The organism is Psychromonas saccharinae, from assembly GCF_051201515.1.
Lineage (GTDB): Bacteria > Pseudomonadota > Gammaproteobacteria > Enterobacterales > Psychromonadaceae > Psychromonas.
On the sequence record NZ_CP195153.1, the window covers coordinates 2,037,393 to 2,053,338 of the forward strand.

At 39.0% G+C, this 15,946-nt stretch carries 16 protein-coding genes; all 16 read right to left on the reverse strand.

All coding sequences use genetic code 11. The annotated features are described in order from the left end of the window. Positions 1–12 precede the first annotated feature (12 nt). On the reverse strand, positions 13–312 hold the full coding sequence (locus ACR30L_RS08995; protein WP_435237674.1) for a hypothetical protein: 300 nt from the start codon (positions 310–312) through the stop codon (positions 13–15). A gap of 155 nt (positions 313–467) precedes the next feature. Continuing rightward, positions 468–1,424, reverse strand: a complete 957-nt coding sequence (locus ACR30L_RS09000; RefSeq protein WP_435237675.1) for a nickel/cobalt transporter — start codon at positions 1,422–1,424, stop codon at positions 468–470. 8 nt (positions 1,425–1,432) lie between these two features. After that, complete coding sequence (locus ACR30L_RS09005) at positions 1,433–2,074, reverse strand: DUF1007 family protein (protein ID WP_435237676.1); 642 nt, start codon at positions 2,072–2,074, stop codon at positions 1,433–1,435. Positions 2,075–2,323: 249 nt separating this feature from the next. After that, the gene (locus ACR30L_RS09010; protein WP_435237677.1) at positions 2,324–3,469 is read right to left on the reverse strand and encodes a metal ABC transporter solute-binding protein, Zn/Mn family; all 1,146 of its coding nucleotides are present in this window, start codon (positions 3,467–3,469) and stop codon (positions 2,324–2,326) included. A gap of 37 nt (positions 3,470–3,506) precedes the next feature. Then, complete coding sequence (locus tag ACR30L_RS09015; protein WP_435237678.1) at positions 3,507–4,361, reverse strand: metal ABC transporter permease; 855 nt, start codon at positions 4,359–4,361, stop codon at positions 3,507–3,509. After that, positions 4,358–5,188, reverse strand: a complete 831-nt coding sequence (locus tag ACR30L_RS09020) for a metal ABC transporter ATP-binding protein (RefSeq protein ID WP_435237679.1) — start codon at positions 5,186–5,188, stop codon at positions 4,358–4,360. The genes ACR30L_RS09015 and ACR30L_RS09020 overlap by 4 nt, the downstream gene beginning before the upstream one ends. 11 nt (positions 5,189–5,199) lie before the next feature. After that, positions 5,200–5,337: a hypothetical protein gene (locus ACR30L_RS09025; protein ID WP_435237680.1), complete on the reverse strand. Its 138-nt coding sequence runs from the start codon at positions 5,335–5,337 to the stop codon at positions 5,200–5,202. 265 nt (positions 5,338–5,602) lie between these two features. Continuing rightward, a complete protein-coding gene (locus ACR30L_RS09030; RefSeq protein ID WP_435237681.1) occupies positions 5,603–6,094 on the reverse strand; it encodes a transcriptional repressor in 492 nt (163 codons plus the stop codon). Positions 6,095–6,209: 115 nt separating this feature from the next. Then, entirely contained in the window at positions 6,210–6,929 is a 720-nt protein-coding gene (locus ACR30L_RS09035) for a siderophore ferric iron reductase (RefSeq protein ID WP_435237682.1), read from the reverse strand. Between the two features lie 18 nt (positions 6,930–6,947). Beyond that, a complete protein-coding gene (locus tag ACR30L_RS09040) occupies positions 6,948–8,870 on the reverse strand; it encodes an iron ABC transporter permease (RefSeq protein WP_435237683.1) in 1,923 nt (640 codons plus the stop codon). Further along, positions 8,863–9,804 carry an ABC transporter substrate-binding protein gene (locus ACR30L_RS09045; protein WP_435237684.1) on the reverse strand — a complete coding sequence of 314 codons (942 nt, stop codon included), beginning with the start codon at positions 9,802–9,804 and terminating at the stop codon, positions 8,863–8,865. The genes ACR30L_RS09040 and ACR30L_RS09045 overlap by 8 nt, the downstream gene beginning before the upstream one ends. Next, a complete protein-coding gene (locus tag ACR30L_RS09050) occupies positions 9,801–10,571 on the reverse strand; it encodes an ABC transporter ATP-binding protein (RefSeq protein WP_435237685.1) in 771 nt (256 codons plus the stop codon). The genes ACR30L_RS09045 and ACR30L_RS09050 overlap by 4 nt, the downstream gene beginning before the upstream one ends. A gap of 9 nt (positions 10,572–10,580) precedes the next feature. Further along, positions 10,581–12,755: a TonB-dependent receptor gene (locus ACR30L_RS09055; RefSeq protein ID WP_435237686.1), complete on the reverse strand. Its 2,175-nt coding sequence runs from the start codon at positions 12,753–12,755 to the stop codon at positions 10,581–10,583. Next, on the reverse strand, positions 12,748–13,944 hold the full coding sequence (locus ACR30L_RS09060) for an MFS transporter (RefSeq protein ID WP_435237687.1): 1,197 nt from the start codon (positions 13,942–13,944) through the stop codon (positions 12,748–12,750). The genes ACR30L_RS09055 and ACR30L_RS09060 overlap by 8 nt, the downstream gene beginning before the upstream one ends. A 168-nt stretch (positions 13,945–14,112) precedes the next feature. Beyond that, positions 14,113–15,276 carry a tetratricopeptide repeat protein gene (locus tag ACR30L_RS09065; protein ID WP_435237688.1) on the reverse strand — a complete coding sequence of 388 codons (1,164 nt, stop codon included), beginning with the start codon at positions 15,274–15,276 and terminating at the stop codon, positions 14,113–14,115. Next, positions 15,273–15,944: a TonB family protein gene (locus tag ACR30L_RS09070; protein WP_435237689.1), complete on the reverse strand. Its 672-nt coding sequence runs from the start codon at positions 15,942–15,944 to the stop codon at positions 15,273–15,275. The genes ACR30L_RS09065 and ACR30L_RS09070 overlap by 4 nt, the downstream gene beginning before the upstream one ends. Between the last annotated feature and the right edge of the window lie 2 nt (positions 15,945–15,946).

Consider the following 15,946-nt stretch of genomic DNA (forward strand, 5'->3'; position numbering starts at 1 on the left):
TGTTTAAGTAAATTAGGAAGACTGATGATTGTGGAGATGATTGATTGCAATCCAATTATCAAGGTTTTCGGTGGTGATATTTAGCATAAGTTGTTGATCTTCTTTTTTGATTAATTCAATTGAATAGCTACTTAAACCATTTAAATTTATTTTCGTCATATCCATATTATTAACAACATACGGACATCGATGACAAGCTAACCTACAGACGGTGCGAACGTCACAGGTGGCCGCTTCCTTAAGATCATTTATCAATGCTTTCGATGATAAACTGATAAAATCGATAGCACGAGTTTGTGTTAAATTAGCCATTTTCCCTCCTTTAGTATTAGATACTGAATACTTAAATAAACCACATATTTAATAAGGTTTATTTAAGTATAGGCACAAATCTAAATTTATGCGCTGAGAAAATAACTATTTTAACCAGCAAAATAGATCAGCTAATTATTACGATTGGTATTGTATTAAGATGCAAGCATAGGTGAGACGCCAATGGTAGGAGTCATAAATAATAATAAGCCCAGTAACAGTAGTATTACCCCTCCAGTTAGTTGTAATAATGTACTACGGGTCGCATTTTTATTTCCATTATGATTTAAATATCCATTGATCATTTTTTTGCCTGAAATAGTTAATAATGCAATGGTTGAAGTGGTTATTGCAGTGCCAATCGCCATCATAAACGCACTGACGACACCTAGCCAGTATATGCCAATAACGTTGGCGAACAATAAAGCCATGATTGCACCCGTACAAGGTCGTATCCCAATACTCACAATAATTCCTGCATAGGCCTGCCAAGTTGTTGCATTATTAATTTCTTCAGCACTTGCAAAATGTTTGTGCCCGCAACAATGTCCGTCATGGTCATGTTCGTGATGATCATGATGTACATGTTCAACTTGAGTGGATTTAAATGTTGTATATAGTTTTTTTAAAGCACGAAATATAATGAACGCGCCTAATAAAGCCATGATTAGAAAACTGAGGCTAATTAATTCAACGGTTTTTCCATTAACATCTCGCATCGAATTGTTAAATAAAAACACCAAAATTGAAACTAAAAGAATGGCTACCACAGCTTGCATTAGTGCGGAAACGATGGTCAAAATTAAACTATGTTTTACTTTACTTGGGTGGGTCGCCAGAAAAGTCGTGACAATTAATTTACCATGTCCAGGCCCGAGCGAATGAAGGGCGCCGTAAAGAATACTTAATACGAGTAAATAAACTGCGGAGGTTAACTGATTTTCTTTTGCTTCATAAAGTAGATTACTGAGTTCATCATTAACAATACGTTGCCACTTAATGCTTTGTAGCATAATGGTCGGCCATGCTTGCCAAAGGTAATAACCAGCGACAAACAACAATAGAATAGATAGCATTGCCATCATTTTTTTAGGGTGAAGTAAATTTTCCATATATGACTCTATTTTTTGCAATTTAAGCGAACGGTTTGCGTAAATAATTGACCCAATGCATTATCAGGATCTGCATCTGTTGGTAAGGAGACGGCATAATTGATTTGTTCAGTAGTCGGATTCGGCTCAATTAAATCAATCTTACAGGTGTGTTTTAATTGTGGTGATAAGGTGATATCAGCAATTGAACCCCAAGACATATCAACGTAATAGCTTGGTTCAAAAATAAGTAATCGTAGTGTGTCACCCGTGGCTGGTTGCGGTTTTGATAGTGGCAAGTAAAAGCTTAACGTTGCCTTTGCACGTTCTTGCGTGAGTTTGGTGTTGATTGCTGCTTTAAATCGGACCGGCTCTTCACCTTCATAAAAATACGTAAAATAATGCTCATTGTACATATTCTTAATAACCGAGTCGGCTATTACACGTAGGGAAAGTGCTTTATATTGGGGGGAAAGATCATAACCATCGGTCATATAAGCCGATGACATGGCATCGAATGTCCATTCCATTTTAAAGCCCAGTATTTCATTGGCATTGCCATCAATTTCGGTTTTCATTTCAACCCAGGAATGTGGATGGGCAATACTTTTAAGCGGAATGAATAACACAGAGATAAGAAATAACTGGTTTAAGTGAAGATATTTTTTCATAGTTGCTTATTTATTGTGTATTTAAAATAGAATAGTAGATATCAGTTTATTCCCATTACTAATCAAAAAGATATTGATGAGTAATGGGGGAGTGCATCGAATTAATGGATTAACGTTACAAGTCAATTGTCTTAAAAACCGATCGCGCTTTTTGTTAGTAAGCGTGTTGGCTTTAAAGTTCAGTGACGAGTAGGACTAATCCTATTATTAAGTCGAATAAACTTAATTCAATAAGCGACTAAGCGGCGTTTACTTGGTTAATGCAGATACAATTGTATTAACATTGTATTCCATCAGTTTATAGTAAGTTGGTGCATTACCTTCTGGTTCAGATAAAGCGCCTGTGAACAATTCTCCACCGATTTTTGCATCGGTTTCTTGGCTAATTTGTTCAACCATTCGATTATCAGAAATGTTTTCTAAGAAAACGGCACTGATTTTTTCGTCGCGAATTTGTTTTATAATTGCAGCCATATCCGAAGCACTTGCTTCTGATTCTGTACTTGTGCCTTGAGGGGCAATAAATTCAACATCAAAGTCACGGGCAAAATAGGCAAATGCATCGTGTGGGGTGATTATTTTGCGTTGTGCAACTGGAATGGTATCCATTTTTTGATGTAATTCTATTTCTAATTTATCGAGTTTTTGTAAGTATGCTTGTGCATTTTGTTGGTAATCAGTACTGTTTTCTGGATCAACTTGACTTAAACCTATTTCGATATTTTTAATATATGTTTTAACATTCGCAATACTATTCCATGCATGGGGATCTTGCCCTTCATGATGATGTCCTGCATGTCCTTCTTCATGGTCAGCGTGTTCTTCATGTTCTTCGTCATGGTCAGCATGATCATGATGGTCTTCATCGTGGTCAGCGTGCTCTTCATGTTCTTCGTCATGGTCAGCATGATCATGATGGTCTTCATCGTGGTCAGCGTGCTCTTCATGTTCTTCGTCATGGTCAGCATGATCGTGATGATCTTCGTCATGGTCAGCGTGATCATCATGACCGTGATGCTCGTCGTGATCATCTTCACCGATTTCAATCACATCAATCCCATTCGATGCAACAACGGTGGTACCTGTAAAGTTTGCAGATTCTAAAAAGCGTGGCATCCAACCTTCGAAATGCAACCCATTAATAACTAATAATTTCGCTTTACGTACAGCAAGTGCGTCCTTCGGCGTTGGGCTATAAACATGCGCATCACCATTCGCTTTAACTAGTGTTGTGATATCAATATGTTCACCGCCGACCTGTGAGACAAGATCGCCTAATATTGAAAAGCTGGCTACAACGGGAATTTTATCATTTGCAAATGCGGTTGTATTTACGCCTAAACCAAGTGCAATTGAGGCCATTAAATAAGCGCGTTTCGTTATTTTAAAGGTCATGGTGTTTCCTTGTTACTGTTAAGTTAAATAGAACGGATTAATTATGCGTCAGTACGCCGCCACGTTTACCAAATAGCAGCGAAATAAGATAGATTGAGCCCATGACAAGAACAATGGCTGGACTTGTTGCAAAACTCACATGATAAGACAGGAATAAACCAAAATAACTGCTAATGAGTGATGTTATAAACGAAATAACGATCATCGTACCGAGTTTTTCTGTCCAAAACCGTGCCACGGCTGCAGGGAGGATCATCAGACCCACTGCCATTAACGTGCCTAGAGCATGAAAACCGGCAACAAGATTTAATACCACTAATAATAAAAAACTAAAATGGGCGACTGAGCTTAATTTACTGACGGATCTGAAAAATGCTGGATCTACGCATTCAAATACCAAGGGACGGTATAGGATCGCAAGCGAAATTAAGGAAACTGTCGCGATGGATGTTAATAGGATAAGTGCATCATTATTGAGCGCTAATACAGAGCCAAATAACACATGTAATAAATCTAAATTACTGCCTTTCGCTGAAATGATAAGTACACCAGAGGCGAGTGAAAGCAAATAAAATGCAGCTAAACTGGAATCTTCTTCCGCATTAGTATGGCGTGCAACGACACCGGCTAATACCGCAACCACACAACCGGCAATAACGCCACCAATGGTCATGGCTGTAATGGAAACACCTGCGACTAAAAAGCCAATGGCAGCACCGGGTAAAATCGCATGAGCCATCGCATCACCGGTTAAACTCATTTTACGTAAAGTCAGAAAAACACCAATCGGCGTTGCACTTAAACTCAAAACGAGACAACCCCATAAAGCACGTTGCATAAAAGAAAATTCGATAAAGGGTTCAATAAATAAACTGTAAAGATCCGTGATCACGACGCATTTTCCTCATAGTGAGCAGGGTTTGAGCAAACTGCTGTTGGGTTAACGGGTTGTTTGATGGGTAATTGAGCGCTAGGTTCTATCACCGTTTCTATTTTAGTAATCGAAGGCGCTGGCTCTGGAATGTAGGCAATATGTTGGTATCCAGCCCTAGATAGGTTTTCACCCGTCATAATTGATTCTGTTTCACCACTGCCAATCAGATGTTTTGCTAATAAAATGACCTTAGGGAAAAAGCGATTAACCAATCCTAGGTCGTGTATTACCGTAATAATGGTTTTACCTTGCTTTTGGCAATCGTGGATGACGTCCATTAAATCCATCGTCGTTTGTGCATCAATTGCGGCAAAGGGTTCATCTAATAATAATATTTCTGCATCTTGCATTAACATTCTTGCAAATAACATACGTTGGAATTGGCCACCGGATAGGGCGCTTATTTGACGTTCTTCAACACCTGCTAGGTTTACTTTATTTAGAGCCTGTTCTAAAGATACTTTTTCCGATCGACTAAACATGTGCCAAAATCCCGTTCGACGCCAAGCGCCCGCTGATACAAATTCGCGTACAGTGATAGGAAACTTACGATCAATTTGATGGCTTTGTGGTAAATAAGCAATATCCTTTGGCGTTAGTTGGCCTAAATCAATACGGCCAGAACTTGGTTTTAATTGTCCCATGATACTTTTAAGTAAGGTCGATTTACCGGCGCCATTGGCCCCAACAACAGCAATTAAGTCGCTTTTATTAATTGTTGTAGAAACCCCATCCAGGGCACGTGAGTCTTTGTAATTGACACACAAATCAATAATATTAATCATGTCTCAATCCACTAAAGTAATTTGCTTAATACTAACCATAGGCCGGCAACAATCGAAAGTGCACCGATTAAACGGATCGTTGCACTGAGTAATAAAAGAGATGTGCTGTCATTGTCATCTTGGGAAATATTTTGTTCGTTATTATTCATTTTTTTCTCAATGGGTTATAGAGAATATGATTTTTCAGAGATGTTATAATATAACATTTAAAAAGTGAACCATATTAATTAAAAAAAGTACTATTTATTTTAGGCACCGATCGTCATGACCGATATTGATAACTCTTTGAAGATAAGACAAAAAAGATACAATAAATCAATGTGATTCGATATATTATTTACAATTGTTATGATGTAAATAATATAAAGTTCATTGTGTTTAGCCGTATTTTGAATATCAAGAAGACATTAACCGTTATTTTATCTTAAGTTTGCATTCAGGGCACAAACCCTTAATTTCAATAGTACGTTGCTGGATTTCAAAACCACTGCGTTCAGCAGAATGGCTGATTGCACTATTAATAGGGGTTGAATCAAGTTCAACAAATGCACCGCAATCATTACAGATAAAAAACTGTCCTTCATGTTGTCGTTCAGGATCATTGCAGCCAACGTATGCATTCATTGATTCAATTCGATGAATTAACCCAAGTTCTAATAGAAAATCGAGTGCACGATAAACGGTTGGTGGCGCAGCACGGCCATCTTTTTGTAACTGATCAAGCACGTCATAGGCACGAATGGGTTTATGTTGTTGCCAAACAAGCTCGAAAACGCGTTTTCTTAATTTTGTAAATCGTTGATTACGTTGTTCACAAACTTGTTCTGCTTTGGCAATCGCCGTGGCCATACAGCTTTGATGATCATGGTCACCGCTTGTAAATTGTATATTTTGCTCTGCACTCATAAATATCGTCACTCGATTAGTCATTAATCTTAGATGTTATAATATAACATTGTTAAGCCATGTTTGTTTACTTTTTAAAGTAAAATAGATAAGACATCAATAACTAATTGTATATTTATACGCGTGGGCAATTTTTACATAATTTACCCTTTGCTTTTTTATACACAAAGCAACAACTCTTTCGGGTAAATATAATTTCTTTACTTATCTGATCGATAACTAAATTTCCATCCGATATTGGCGGTAAATTAAAGGCTTCTAACCACAATGCAGACTGTTCCACAATATAGCTAGCAGATAAGTCATCGGGACTATATTGCTTTAATTGTTGTAGTGCAATGACTAACATATCGCTTAATAAGGCCTGTGTATAACCAGGTCTACATCGATAAGTCTGATCAAGTAATTGTCGATAATATTCAAAACTACCTGTTAATTGATGGCCCGCTTGTTGGATAAGAAACGGGGTTGATCCCGATTGAAATGAACAGGATAAAAAGCAAATGCCGCGCATTTCTGAGTTTTTCATACCTTGTATATAAGCCGCAAAATTCGGCAGGTGTTTTATGCCATAAATACTCACAATCGCAATATAGATTGGTTGCCAGCAAAGTAATGTCCAAGTACGGGTAAGCCAGTAACTATTGTCGGCTTCAGGTGTTGCTTGTTTGATCTGCTCATATAAATCCACAACGATTTGTTGATCATGTTCCCAATTGAGTTTGTTATTGGTTAATAAGTAATCTGCACCTTGATTTGAAAAACTCAGGTCAGGGATAAAAGGTGCCGTAAAGTGTTTTAATTTCATCACTAACAATTGATTATTTGAATTCATATCGTGTAATCCATTAAATTATGATTTTTTACGGTAAGCGATTAACAATAATAAGAGAAAATAAACACTGCCCAACACCGATACCATTAATCCTGCGGGTATTTCATTCGGCGCCATAAGGTTACGCCCTAAACTATCTGCCCAAATTAATAAAATGGCTCCGGTAATGCCCGATGCTGGTAATAAGTGGGTATGTCGGTATAAACCTAATAGTCTTGCACAATGAGGCGCAAGCAAACCAATAAAGCTAATTGCGCCAATACTGGCAACACAAATAGCGGTTAGTATTGCTGCGATGCTAAGTAATACAATGCGTTGACCTTTTAAGGGGACGCCGAGTGTACGTGGTAAAATTTCACCGAGCGGCATTAAATCTAAATGACGTAAGCAGGGCACAAGCACAATAAAGGTAGTAATTAGCGTTATTGCCAATGGGAATATTTGACCCAACGAGGCGCCGTAGGTTGTTCCGGCTAACCACATCATTGTTACTGATGCAGTGGAACTGCCGAATGTCAGTAATATTTGTGTTGCCGTACCCGCAAATGCCGTGATAACAATCCCAAACAACGCGAGTTGCGAAACACTTAATTGTTGTTTGATTCCCCAGGAAAGTAATCCTATTACAATTCCGCCTCCGATAAGTGCCGCAATAACCAGTGTGAGTTGGTTCGCTGCTGGATAGACAACTAATACACACGCTATGATTAAAATAGAAAATGCACTGACACCGGAAATATCTGGGCTTGCCATTGGGTTTTTGAATAAGGTTTGTAAAAGCGTACCAGCACATGCGATTCCAAGTCCGCCGAGACCTGCCAAAAGTACGCGCAGATTAGTCCAAATTGCACCTACTTCAGTGAATGGTGCAAGGCAACAAAATAAAGTGATAAGGAGTAAACCACTCAATATAATTAAAATCTTTGTTGGATTGCTATGTAATAGGGGCTTTAAGGCAATGTTTTGGCTTTCGGTTGCCGCTAATGCACGACCGCTGCGTTGAAATAATAAGTAAATAAAATAGGGGGCGCCTAATAATGCAGTAAATGCGCCTGTAGGAAGTCGGTAACCTAAAAATAATAAACTTCTAGAACACCATTCGGCGACGAGTACTAACATAGCACCAATCAACAATGTTAATAACCATTGAAAACTAATATTACGACCACCATTTTGACACTTTGTTAGCAGCAAACGGGTTAAATGGGGGGCCATTAAACCAACGAAACCAATCATTCCAACGATAGAAGTCGCAAGTGCTGCCTGTACGATAGCCAGTAATAAAATAGCCCATCGCCAGGGGTTTACTGCTAATCCTAAACTTGCAGCATGGGTATCGCCTAATAAAAATAAAGCGAGTTTCGGCAGTACTAATAGGGTTAATAATAAGCTTCCGACTATGGGCGTTAATGTTTGCAACAATGTACTATTGCTGGTTTGCAATACCTGTCCACTTCCCCATAAAAACAATCCATCCATTTGATTTTCGAAATACAATAAGAACAGCGATGAAAGGGCGCCGGCGCTAAGGCCAAGTGCCATGCCAATTAATATAACGGGCAGTTTACCGCCTCCAATTAATTGGCTAACTAACAACACCATTAACGACAATAATAAAGCACCCAATAATGCGCCACTCCAAACGAGGGTTAAATTTGCTTCAGGGATGAATACTCTAATTAATACAGCACCGAGTAATGCGCCGGAAGCAATGCCAAGTGTTGAAGGGGATGCAAAATCATTATCAAGGGTGGTTTGAATTAATAACCCAGAGCTGCCCAATAAAGCGCCTGTTAACAGTGCGATAAATGCGGTTGGCTGCCAAATATTAGCAAGCATAGTTTGTGTGAGTATCGGATCATTGATGGTTGGATGAAAAAATAAATAACCAGAAAGTAATAATATAAGCGTTAATAGACTGAGAGAAAGTGATTTAATCATTGGTTTTATTCTGCCAGTTTAGTAATGAATCGGTAAAAGCGTGTGCCATCTTTAACGATGACCGAGGGCCACCAAAGCTAAAAAGAGGGGGGACATGTGAAAGGTTATGTTGTCTCGCAAAGGGCAACAAGGGCCAAACGGGCGATTGCATCATGCGCTCACTATCAACTTGATTGCCGGCTAAAATCAGATGGGTATTATGTAACGCTGGTAATTGCTCTAATTGCAAATGGGTAAAATCTTTGCCTGGCAAGGCCGATTCCCAGGTATATTGCAAGCCAAGTTGTTGTGCTATTTCACCTGCGAGACTTTTGTTATTGAACATTCTTAAGCCGTACCCCATCCCGACAAATTTGCCATAACTGACGGGCTTGTTTTCCAAGCCTGCCTTGACCAATTGCTGTTTAAGCATTTCTAATTCCTGCGAGAGTGACATAATAATATGTTCGGCTTCAGCTGTTTTATCAACTGCATTTGCGATAGTCAAAAATACCAGTTGGGACGTTTCAAAATAACTAAAATTAGGTTGTGATAGATTACCAAACTGCTGATACAGAAGCGTGGGGGCTATTTGGTTCAGTGAATGTAAAATATGACGATGACGGAATTCATAACCAATGATTAAATCGGGTTTTAGTTTGGCGATTGCAGCTAAATTAGGCTCTTGACGACGTCCAATTTCAGAAACAGTGTCGGGAAGTGTTGGGTTATTGGTTTGCCATTTTCGATACCCTTTTCCTTCAGTAATCCCAATCGGAACAATCTCTAAAGAAAGCAGCATTTCTGCTGCAGTCCAGTTTAATGCAACCACCTTCAACGCAGGTTTCGATAAATCGACACAGGTGGTTAAACAAACCGTGGTTGAAGCATAGGTTAAATGACTAGTAAATATAAATAAGCCAGACAGTATTAGTCGAGTATAAAAAGCTGTCATAGCTGTTCCTCAGGCCATAGGATTTGTTGTTGACCCAATGAATGCATTTTCACCTTCGTCTGATAGACGGTGCTGATATCCTTGGGGTTAACAACGTCGTGAATATCCCCTTGATTAATAATTTTCCCTTCATTAATTAAAATCGCATTATCGCTAAACTGACGCGCTTGATTAAGGTCATGCAACACCCAAACAATGGTTTTGTTATGTTGTTTATTCAGTCGTTGTACAATTTTTAGTAAGCTCAATTGGTGGGATATATCAAGCCATGAGGTCGGTTCGTCTAACATCAATATATCCGTATTTTGTGTTAACACCATAGCTAACCAAGTACGTTGTAATTCACCACCGGACAGATCCGTTAATAAACGAGATGCATAACCTGTAATACCCGTTTCTTGCATTGCCCAATCAATAATCTCTTTATCTTCTTTGGAGACTCGTTGATACCAAGGTCGATGTGGATGGCGCCCAAAGGCAACCAAATCAGAGACGGTTAATGTTGCGGGTACGGGATTACGTTGTGGTAGTAATGCCAGCTTTTTAGCAAGCACTGCCGCTTTAAAGGAAGATAAAGATTGTCGATCTAAGGTGATTTCACCCTTTGTTGGGGGCGTTAACCCACACAAAAGAGAGAGTAAGGTACTTTTGCCTGAGCCATTTGGCCCAAGCAAAGCGGTTACTGCACCCGGTTCAATCTTACCTGTCATTTCCTTTAAGATAGGATTCCCGCCAAGTTGGAGGGATACACCTGTAAAATTAAACACAGTCGCCCCTTAAAATTCTACGTTATAGTTAACGGCGAATGTTCGGCCTTCACCTTTAAAACCAAATAAACTTTCGTTATATCCAGCATAAAGTATTTGTGCTCGTTGTGACCAAAGCGTGTAGTAGTCTCTATTAAGTAAGTTTTGAATACCAAAGCTAACCGTGCCGACTGGCAGTGTGTAGTATGAACTGAAATTAACGAGTGAATAACCATTAATTTCACCACCGTCATCATCGTCATAATTTGCGATTGTTTGTAGTTGAAGGTCTGCACCATACGCATAGTTATCATAACCAGCACGGATCAGAGCATTAGATGGGCTAGCTGTTTCAGTCGCTAAATTCGACCAGCTTCCATTAGTTTTTGTTTCACTTTTGATTAAATGCCCTTGAATACCTGCATACCACTCATTCGTAAAGTGGTAATTCACTTGTCCTTCAATCCCGTAAATACGTTTCTGATCGTCATTAACGACAATGGCATAGGTGCTAGAATCATAGGAAGTCGTTTTGTCAGATAACGAATAATAAGCGGCAAACTGTAAATCAATCTTACTTTTTGCTAAACGCCAGCCTAATTCAAGTGAGTTGGTTGTTACGCCTTCTAGTTCATTATCTGCAACGGAAATACTGCTGACTAATGTTGTACCACTATAGGTACCATTGCCATAGTATTTTGCAGGATCTGGAATATCGAAACCTTGGCTGAAGTTAGCCCAAATTTGCTGTTCTGCATTAAGATCGTAGATACCACTCAGATTTGCTAGCCATTCAGTATAATGGGTTGTTCCACCTTCAATTTCATCCGCAGTATCACCGTAAACAAGCTGTTGTGATATTCCCGTATAATCACCAATTTCATGGCTTATATATTGGAATCTCATGCCTCCTGATAAGCTAAAGTCTTGATTAACTTCCCAAGTCGCTTGAGAAAATGCACCTATTTTTTGGGTGTCAACATTTGGGTAGCGTTGTACCGAGTCGGTTTGAGTAAAGGATGTGCCACCCGATGTTAATGCAGTGCTGATATCGTAAACACGCCAATCAGCAGTAAAGGATTCTGTAGAAGCATCAATACCATAATTTAATTCAATATTATTAATTTGCTTGCTCAGTAAAACCTTTGCACCAATGACTTCAGTTTCTTGTACCGAGGCTCCGTAGAGGTAATAATATCCATTACTGTTATAGGCATCAAAGCTTGGGAATGGAAAAAATTGCATTGACTCGTTTCGATAATAAGCCTGTGCTAATAATGAATGGCCTAATACGTTATTATTATTGTATTGAATATTCAGCATCATTCGTTCTGTACTGGGTTGCTCATCTAACGCTAAATCATCACTAATGGTAATATCATTACTACTGGTGACTTCAGATAAATAGGCGCCAATATACGGAGTGTATTTTGTATCTTGCTCGCTGTTGTAATATTGGGCTGTAACCGATATTTTTTGATTTTGATCGGGCTTAAATTCAACATTACCCAAAATATCAACGGTTTCATTAAATTGCATATCCGTTTGTGTAATATCAGGCATGATCATGTCGCCATTCGCATCATAGCTTGCGCCATTACTTTCATAGGATGCAGATAGACGTCCCTGTAGTTTTTCGTTGCCACCCGAAATGGCAATGGCTACGTTTTTATTTACATCTTCACTTGTGTTGAAACCAGATGAACCACCCACTTGTAATTCAATTTTAGTTTCATTGCTCGTTGCTTTTCTGGTGATGATATTAATAATACCGCCTGAAGCACCGGCTCCATAAATAGCCGTTGCGCCCGATAAGACTTCCACACGGGACACGTTAAAGGGAGAAATACTATCGAGTTGACGACTGATAGAGCGGGTTGAGTTAAGTGACACGCCATCGATCATGATTAACGCCGAGCGTCCTCGCATATTTTGACCGTAGTTTGTGCGGCTTTCTCCACCAAAGTCATACCCAGGAATTAATCGTCCAAGTGCCACTTTTAAATCGGCACCAGTATTAATTTCTTTTTCTATTTGTGCTTGGTCAACAACCCACATGGTTGCAGCTACATCTGAAATAGTAGTATCGGTACTGTTCGCGGTGACCACCATAGTATCAAGATTGCTAGCAGCATGACCTGAGCAAGCGATGAATGCTAATGCAATGGGCGTTAATTTGGTTTTTAATGAATTGACTTTATTCATGATCTTCCTTGTTGACGGTTGAATATTTTAAATATCGATTAGCTTTAAAATAGGTGTGTTTGTGAAGCGTGATAATTAAACCAATAAGGGACAAACTGAATATCCAGATTGGTATAATAAGCGGGAGGTTAAGGTATAAAGTGAGGCTTGAAATCGCCGTGCCCAACAGGTGCCCAGTCGTATGAGCGCGAGCAATACGACTACTACGATATGCACGGATTGCCAATGTTTGGTTATGCTCATAGGCTTTTTGGCTATACCAGCTTGGAAGTGCTGAAATAGCAAACGTTAACATGGTTAAAGCAATAATTAGCAGCAACCCGTTATGCAGTGAAACAACGAATAAAGTGCAACTTATGAGTAAAGCTGCAATGATTAAACCGGGGATAATTGATAAATAAGGTGTTAATCGCGGTAATACAAAAAACTGATAAATAATAACAGTCAGGGTTAAATAGAGTAATAGTGCCGCGTAAACTTTACTTCCAAGTACGCCTTCATACCCCATTTCAAATAACAGCGGAAGTATAAAATACTGAACAGTGCTGACTAATATAGTCGTCAGTAGGGCTGTGATCAGGATTAAAGCAAAGTTTGGAGAATTAATTGGTTTTGAGGGCGCTTCAAAAGCAGGTTTATGAGGTTCAGTGTTAGTCATAAAAAAAATGAAGGGGATAAATAGTCCCGTTGCTATTGTGGGGAAGAGTAGTAACCATTCCATCGAAAAGGGTAATAACACGAGACTTGGTCCTATTAACCTGCCAAGGGTAATGGCACCACTGATTTTTGCTAGTTGACCAAAACTGGTATTGGTAATTTGTGCTAAATGAGAATGTGCCAAGATGATAAAAGCACTGGTGAATAATCCTAATGCTAAACGGCTAAATGCGATAAACATTAATGAGGGGGTCTCAACAATAAACAGGGCGGACCAGAATAGGGCATTACTGAATAGAAAGCCGATGCTCGCAATACGGGTACATTTTACAATGCTTATTTTACTGACAAGATCACCCCAAAAAGCGGTGCCTAGCCAATAGGTTAATAAATTCACATTGATTATTAAGGTAACAATCGCTAGGTTTTGACTGCTATTGGATAACCCGAGAAAGCTCACCAATTGAGGCACGAGTGCTATAGCGAGGGTTTGATTTAAACCGAATAAAATAAGTAACCCACGAAATAACACAATACATCCATATAATAATGATAACAATTCGCATTATCATTTAATTTGACTGTATCTGTCAACCAATTCGCAAGTAAATCGCAAATTTTATTCGATCTTTTATTGGGGGAGGTAAATTGTAATAGCTTTTACCTATTTAGTTTTACGCCTTTAGAAATACAACTGAGTTTATTTATTGGTCAGATATTTAATCCAATTCAAACTACGGTCTGTTGGGTTTTGTGCATGAGCTTGCTGGGCCGTTGTAAGGGCCAATGCGGTGTTACCTAATTCGTTAAGTGCTTGCACTTTGACCATCATCATCTGATTGGTTTTTTTAGGGAGATGTTGAAGCGCTGCCAATACCGATTGATAGCGATTAAGTTGTAGGTTTAAACGTGCTATATACCAATAATATTTGTTGTTGAATTTTGCCGCTTTAGTCCAACTCGCGATTGCTTTATCCCATTCCTTTGCCGATTGCCAATAGATTGCTTGGCGATGTAGTTTTGTTTCTGTGGTTGCGAGATCATCAAGCTGGTTATATAAATAAGCTGCATTGAAGGGCACTTGCGCATCGGCATACAAATTAGCCATTAATTCTCTTTGCTGTTTAGTTAATACAAGTCTAGCGCGATCAGCCTGTTGTAATGTAATGAGGGCATTTTTTTTATCGTTGATGTATAAATATAAATTACTTAACTGTTGCCACCATAGAATATTGTTTGGCTCGAGGTCACGTATTTTTCGGGTTGTTACAATACTACTACGCCATTTTTTTTGTGCTAGTTGCGCCGTTAATAACATAGTTAAAGGGGTTACCTGCGGTTTTTTTGGGTATTTAAACAGGCTTCCAATAGCGCGTTCTACCTGAGGCCATTTTTGTTGTTGGTATTGTGCTTGCGCGACACGTAACCAAAGTTGTGAAAGGGATTTTGTATCATTAACTTCTTTGATTAACGTTAAATAGCGCGATTCAGCGCGTTGATAGTAACCTTCTGTGAGTAGAAGATCCGCTAGCATACGTTGCGTACTCACGCCTTCATCATCAACCAATGCCTTTGCATCGACGGCTTTAGTGAGGGCTTTAATGGCTAAGTTGGTTTGTTGTTTCTGCCAATATAACCAACCTAACATACGATTGATATAAGCCTGATCGTATTTAACATTGGTATTGATTTTATTCAGTAATGCAATTGCTTGCGTATACTGATTATTATTTTGTAACTCATAGGCCTGTTGAATTTGTCTTGCAGTCGCATGGCTCAACTGGGCTGCATTAGCCGTAAAACAAAACAACAATGTAGCGCAAAAAAATAGGATTAAAATAAGGCGATGTTTGCTTCTGGTCATTTGATTTTAAACTCTAATTTTATCTGTTGATTCGGATAGACTCGGGCTTCTCCATTTTCGATTAATGGTTGGTACTTCCAATTTTTTAATGCGCGTATTGCTTCACGATTAAATATTCTTGGTGGATTTGCCTCTTTAATTTGTATATTTTCAGGGCGACCTGTTACACCAATATCAAAGGATAAAAGCACAAAGCCTTCAATTCTTCTTTTTAAAGCTTGATGTGGGTATTTGGGCTCCATTCGATATTGTGGAATGGCCATCTGATTTTCAGAAACATTAGCGACGGGTAGTGCTGTGCTTGGTGTGACCGATTCTACTTTATTATTTTGTGGCATTTCGGGAGCTGAGATTTCCATTCCTTGCACCGCTAAATTTAATTTTATTTTAGGTAGTGGTGTTGGTGCTGTAGGCGTTGAGGCAACCGTGGCAGCGGGTTGCATTTCATTCGCTTTAGGTGGCTGTGGTTTTTCCGTTGGCGGTTCGGGTAAAGAACGGTTAATACGCTGACTTTGTGCTTCATTTTCAGGAATAAAAATATCGAAGGTTAAAGGCGCATCATTTGGTTTGTCTTGCTTTACATTAAGGTCGACCATCCACGCCATCATTGCGATAAGTGCATAACTAATTGCCAAGGCGAGTGGGAGTGAAAAGAAAAATAAGCGCATTA

Coding starts and splice junctions, on each gene's coding strand:
- ACR30L_RS09030 (WP_435237681.1), bottom strand. CDS start 6,094: ATGAGTGCAGAGCAAAATATACAATTTACAAGCGGTGACCATGATCAT.
- ACR30L_RS09005 (WP_435237676.1), bottom strand. CDS start 2,074: ATGAAAAAATATCTTCACTTAAACCAGTTATTTCTTATCTCTGTGTTA.
- ACR30L_RS09040 (WP_435237683.1), bottom strand. CDS start 8,870: ATGATTAAATCACTTTCTCTCAGTCTATTAACGCTTATATTATTACTT.
- ACR30L_RS08995 (WP_435237674.1), bottom strand. CDS start 312: ATGGCTAATTTAACACAAACTCGTGCTATCGATTTTATCAGTTTATCA.
- ACR30L_RS09035 (WP_435237682.1), bottom strand. CDS start 6,929: ATGAATTCAAATAATCAATTGTTAGTGATGAAATTAAAACACTTTACG.
- ACR30L_RS09055 (WP_435237686.1), bottom strand. CDS start 12,755: ATGAATAAAGTCAATTCATTAAAAACCAAATTAACGCCCATTGCATTA.
- ACR30L_RS09020 (WP_435237679.1), bottom strand. CDS start 5,188: ATGATTAATATTATTGATTTGTGTGTCAATTACAAAGACTCACGTGCC.
- ACR30L_RS09025 (WP_435237680.1), bottom strand. CDS start 5,337: ATGAATAATAACGAACAAAATATTTCCCAAGATGACAATGACAGCACA.
- ACR30L_RS09010 (WP_435237677.1), bottom strand. CDS start 3,469: ATGACCTTTAAAATAACGAAACGCGCTTATTTAATGGCCTCAATTGCA.
- ACR30L_RS09045 (WP_435237684.1), bottom strand. CDS start 9,804: ATGACAGCTTTTTATACTCGACTAATACTGTCTGGCTTATTTATATTT.
- ACR30L_RS09070 (WP_435237689.1), bottom strand. CDS start 15,944: ATGCGCTTATTTTTCTTTTCACTCCCACTCGCCTTGGCAATTAGTTAT.
- ACR30L_RS09065 (WP_435237688.1), bottom strand. CDS start 15,276: ATGACCAGAAGCAAACATCGCCTTATTTTAATCCTATTTTTTTGCGCT.
- ACR30L_RS09000 (WP_435237675.1), bottom strand. CDS start 1,424: ATGGAAAATTTACTTCACCCTAAAAAAATGATGGCAATGCTATCTATT.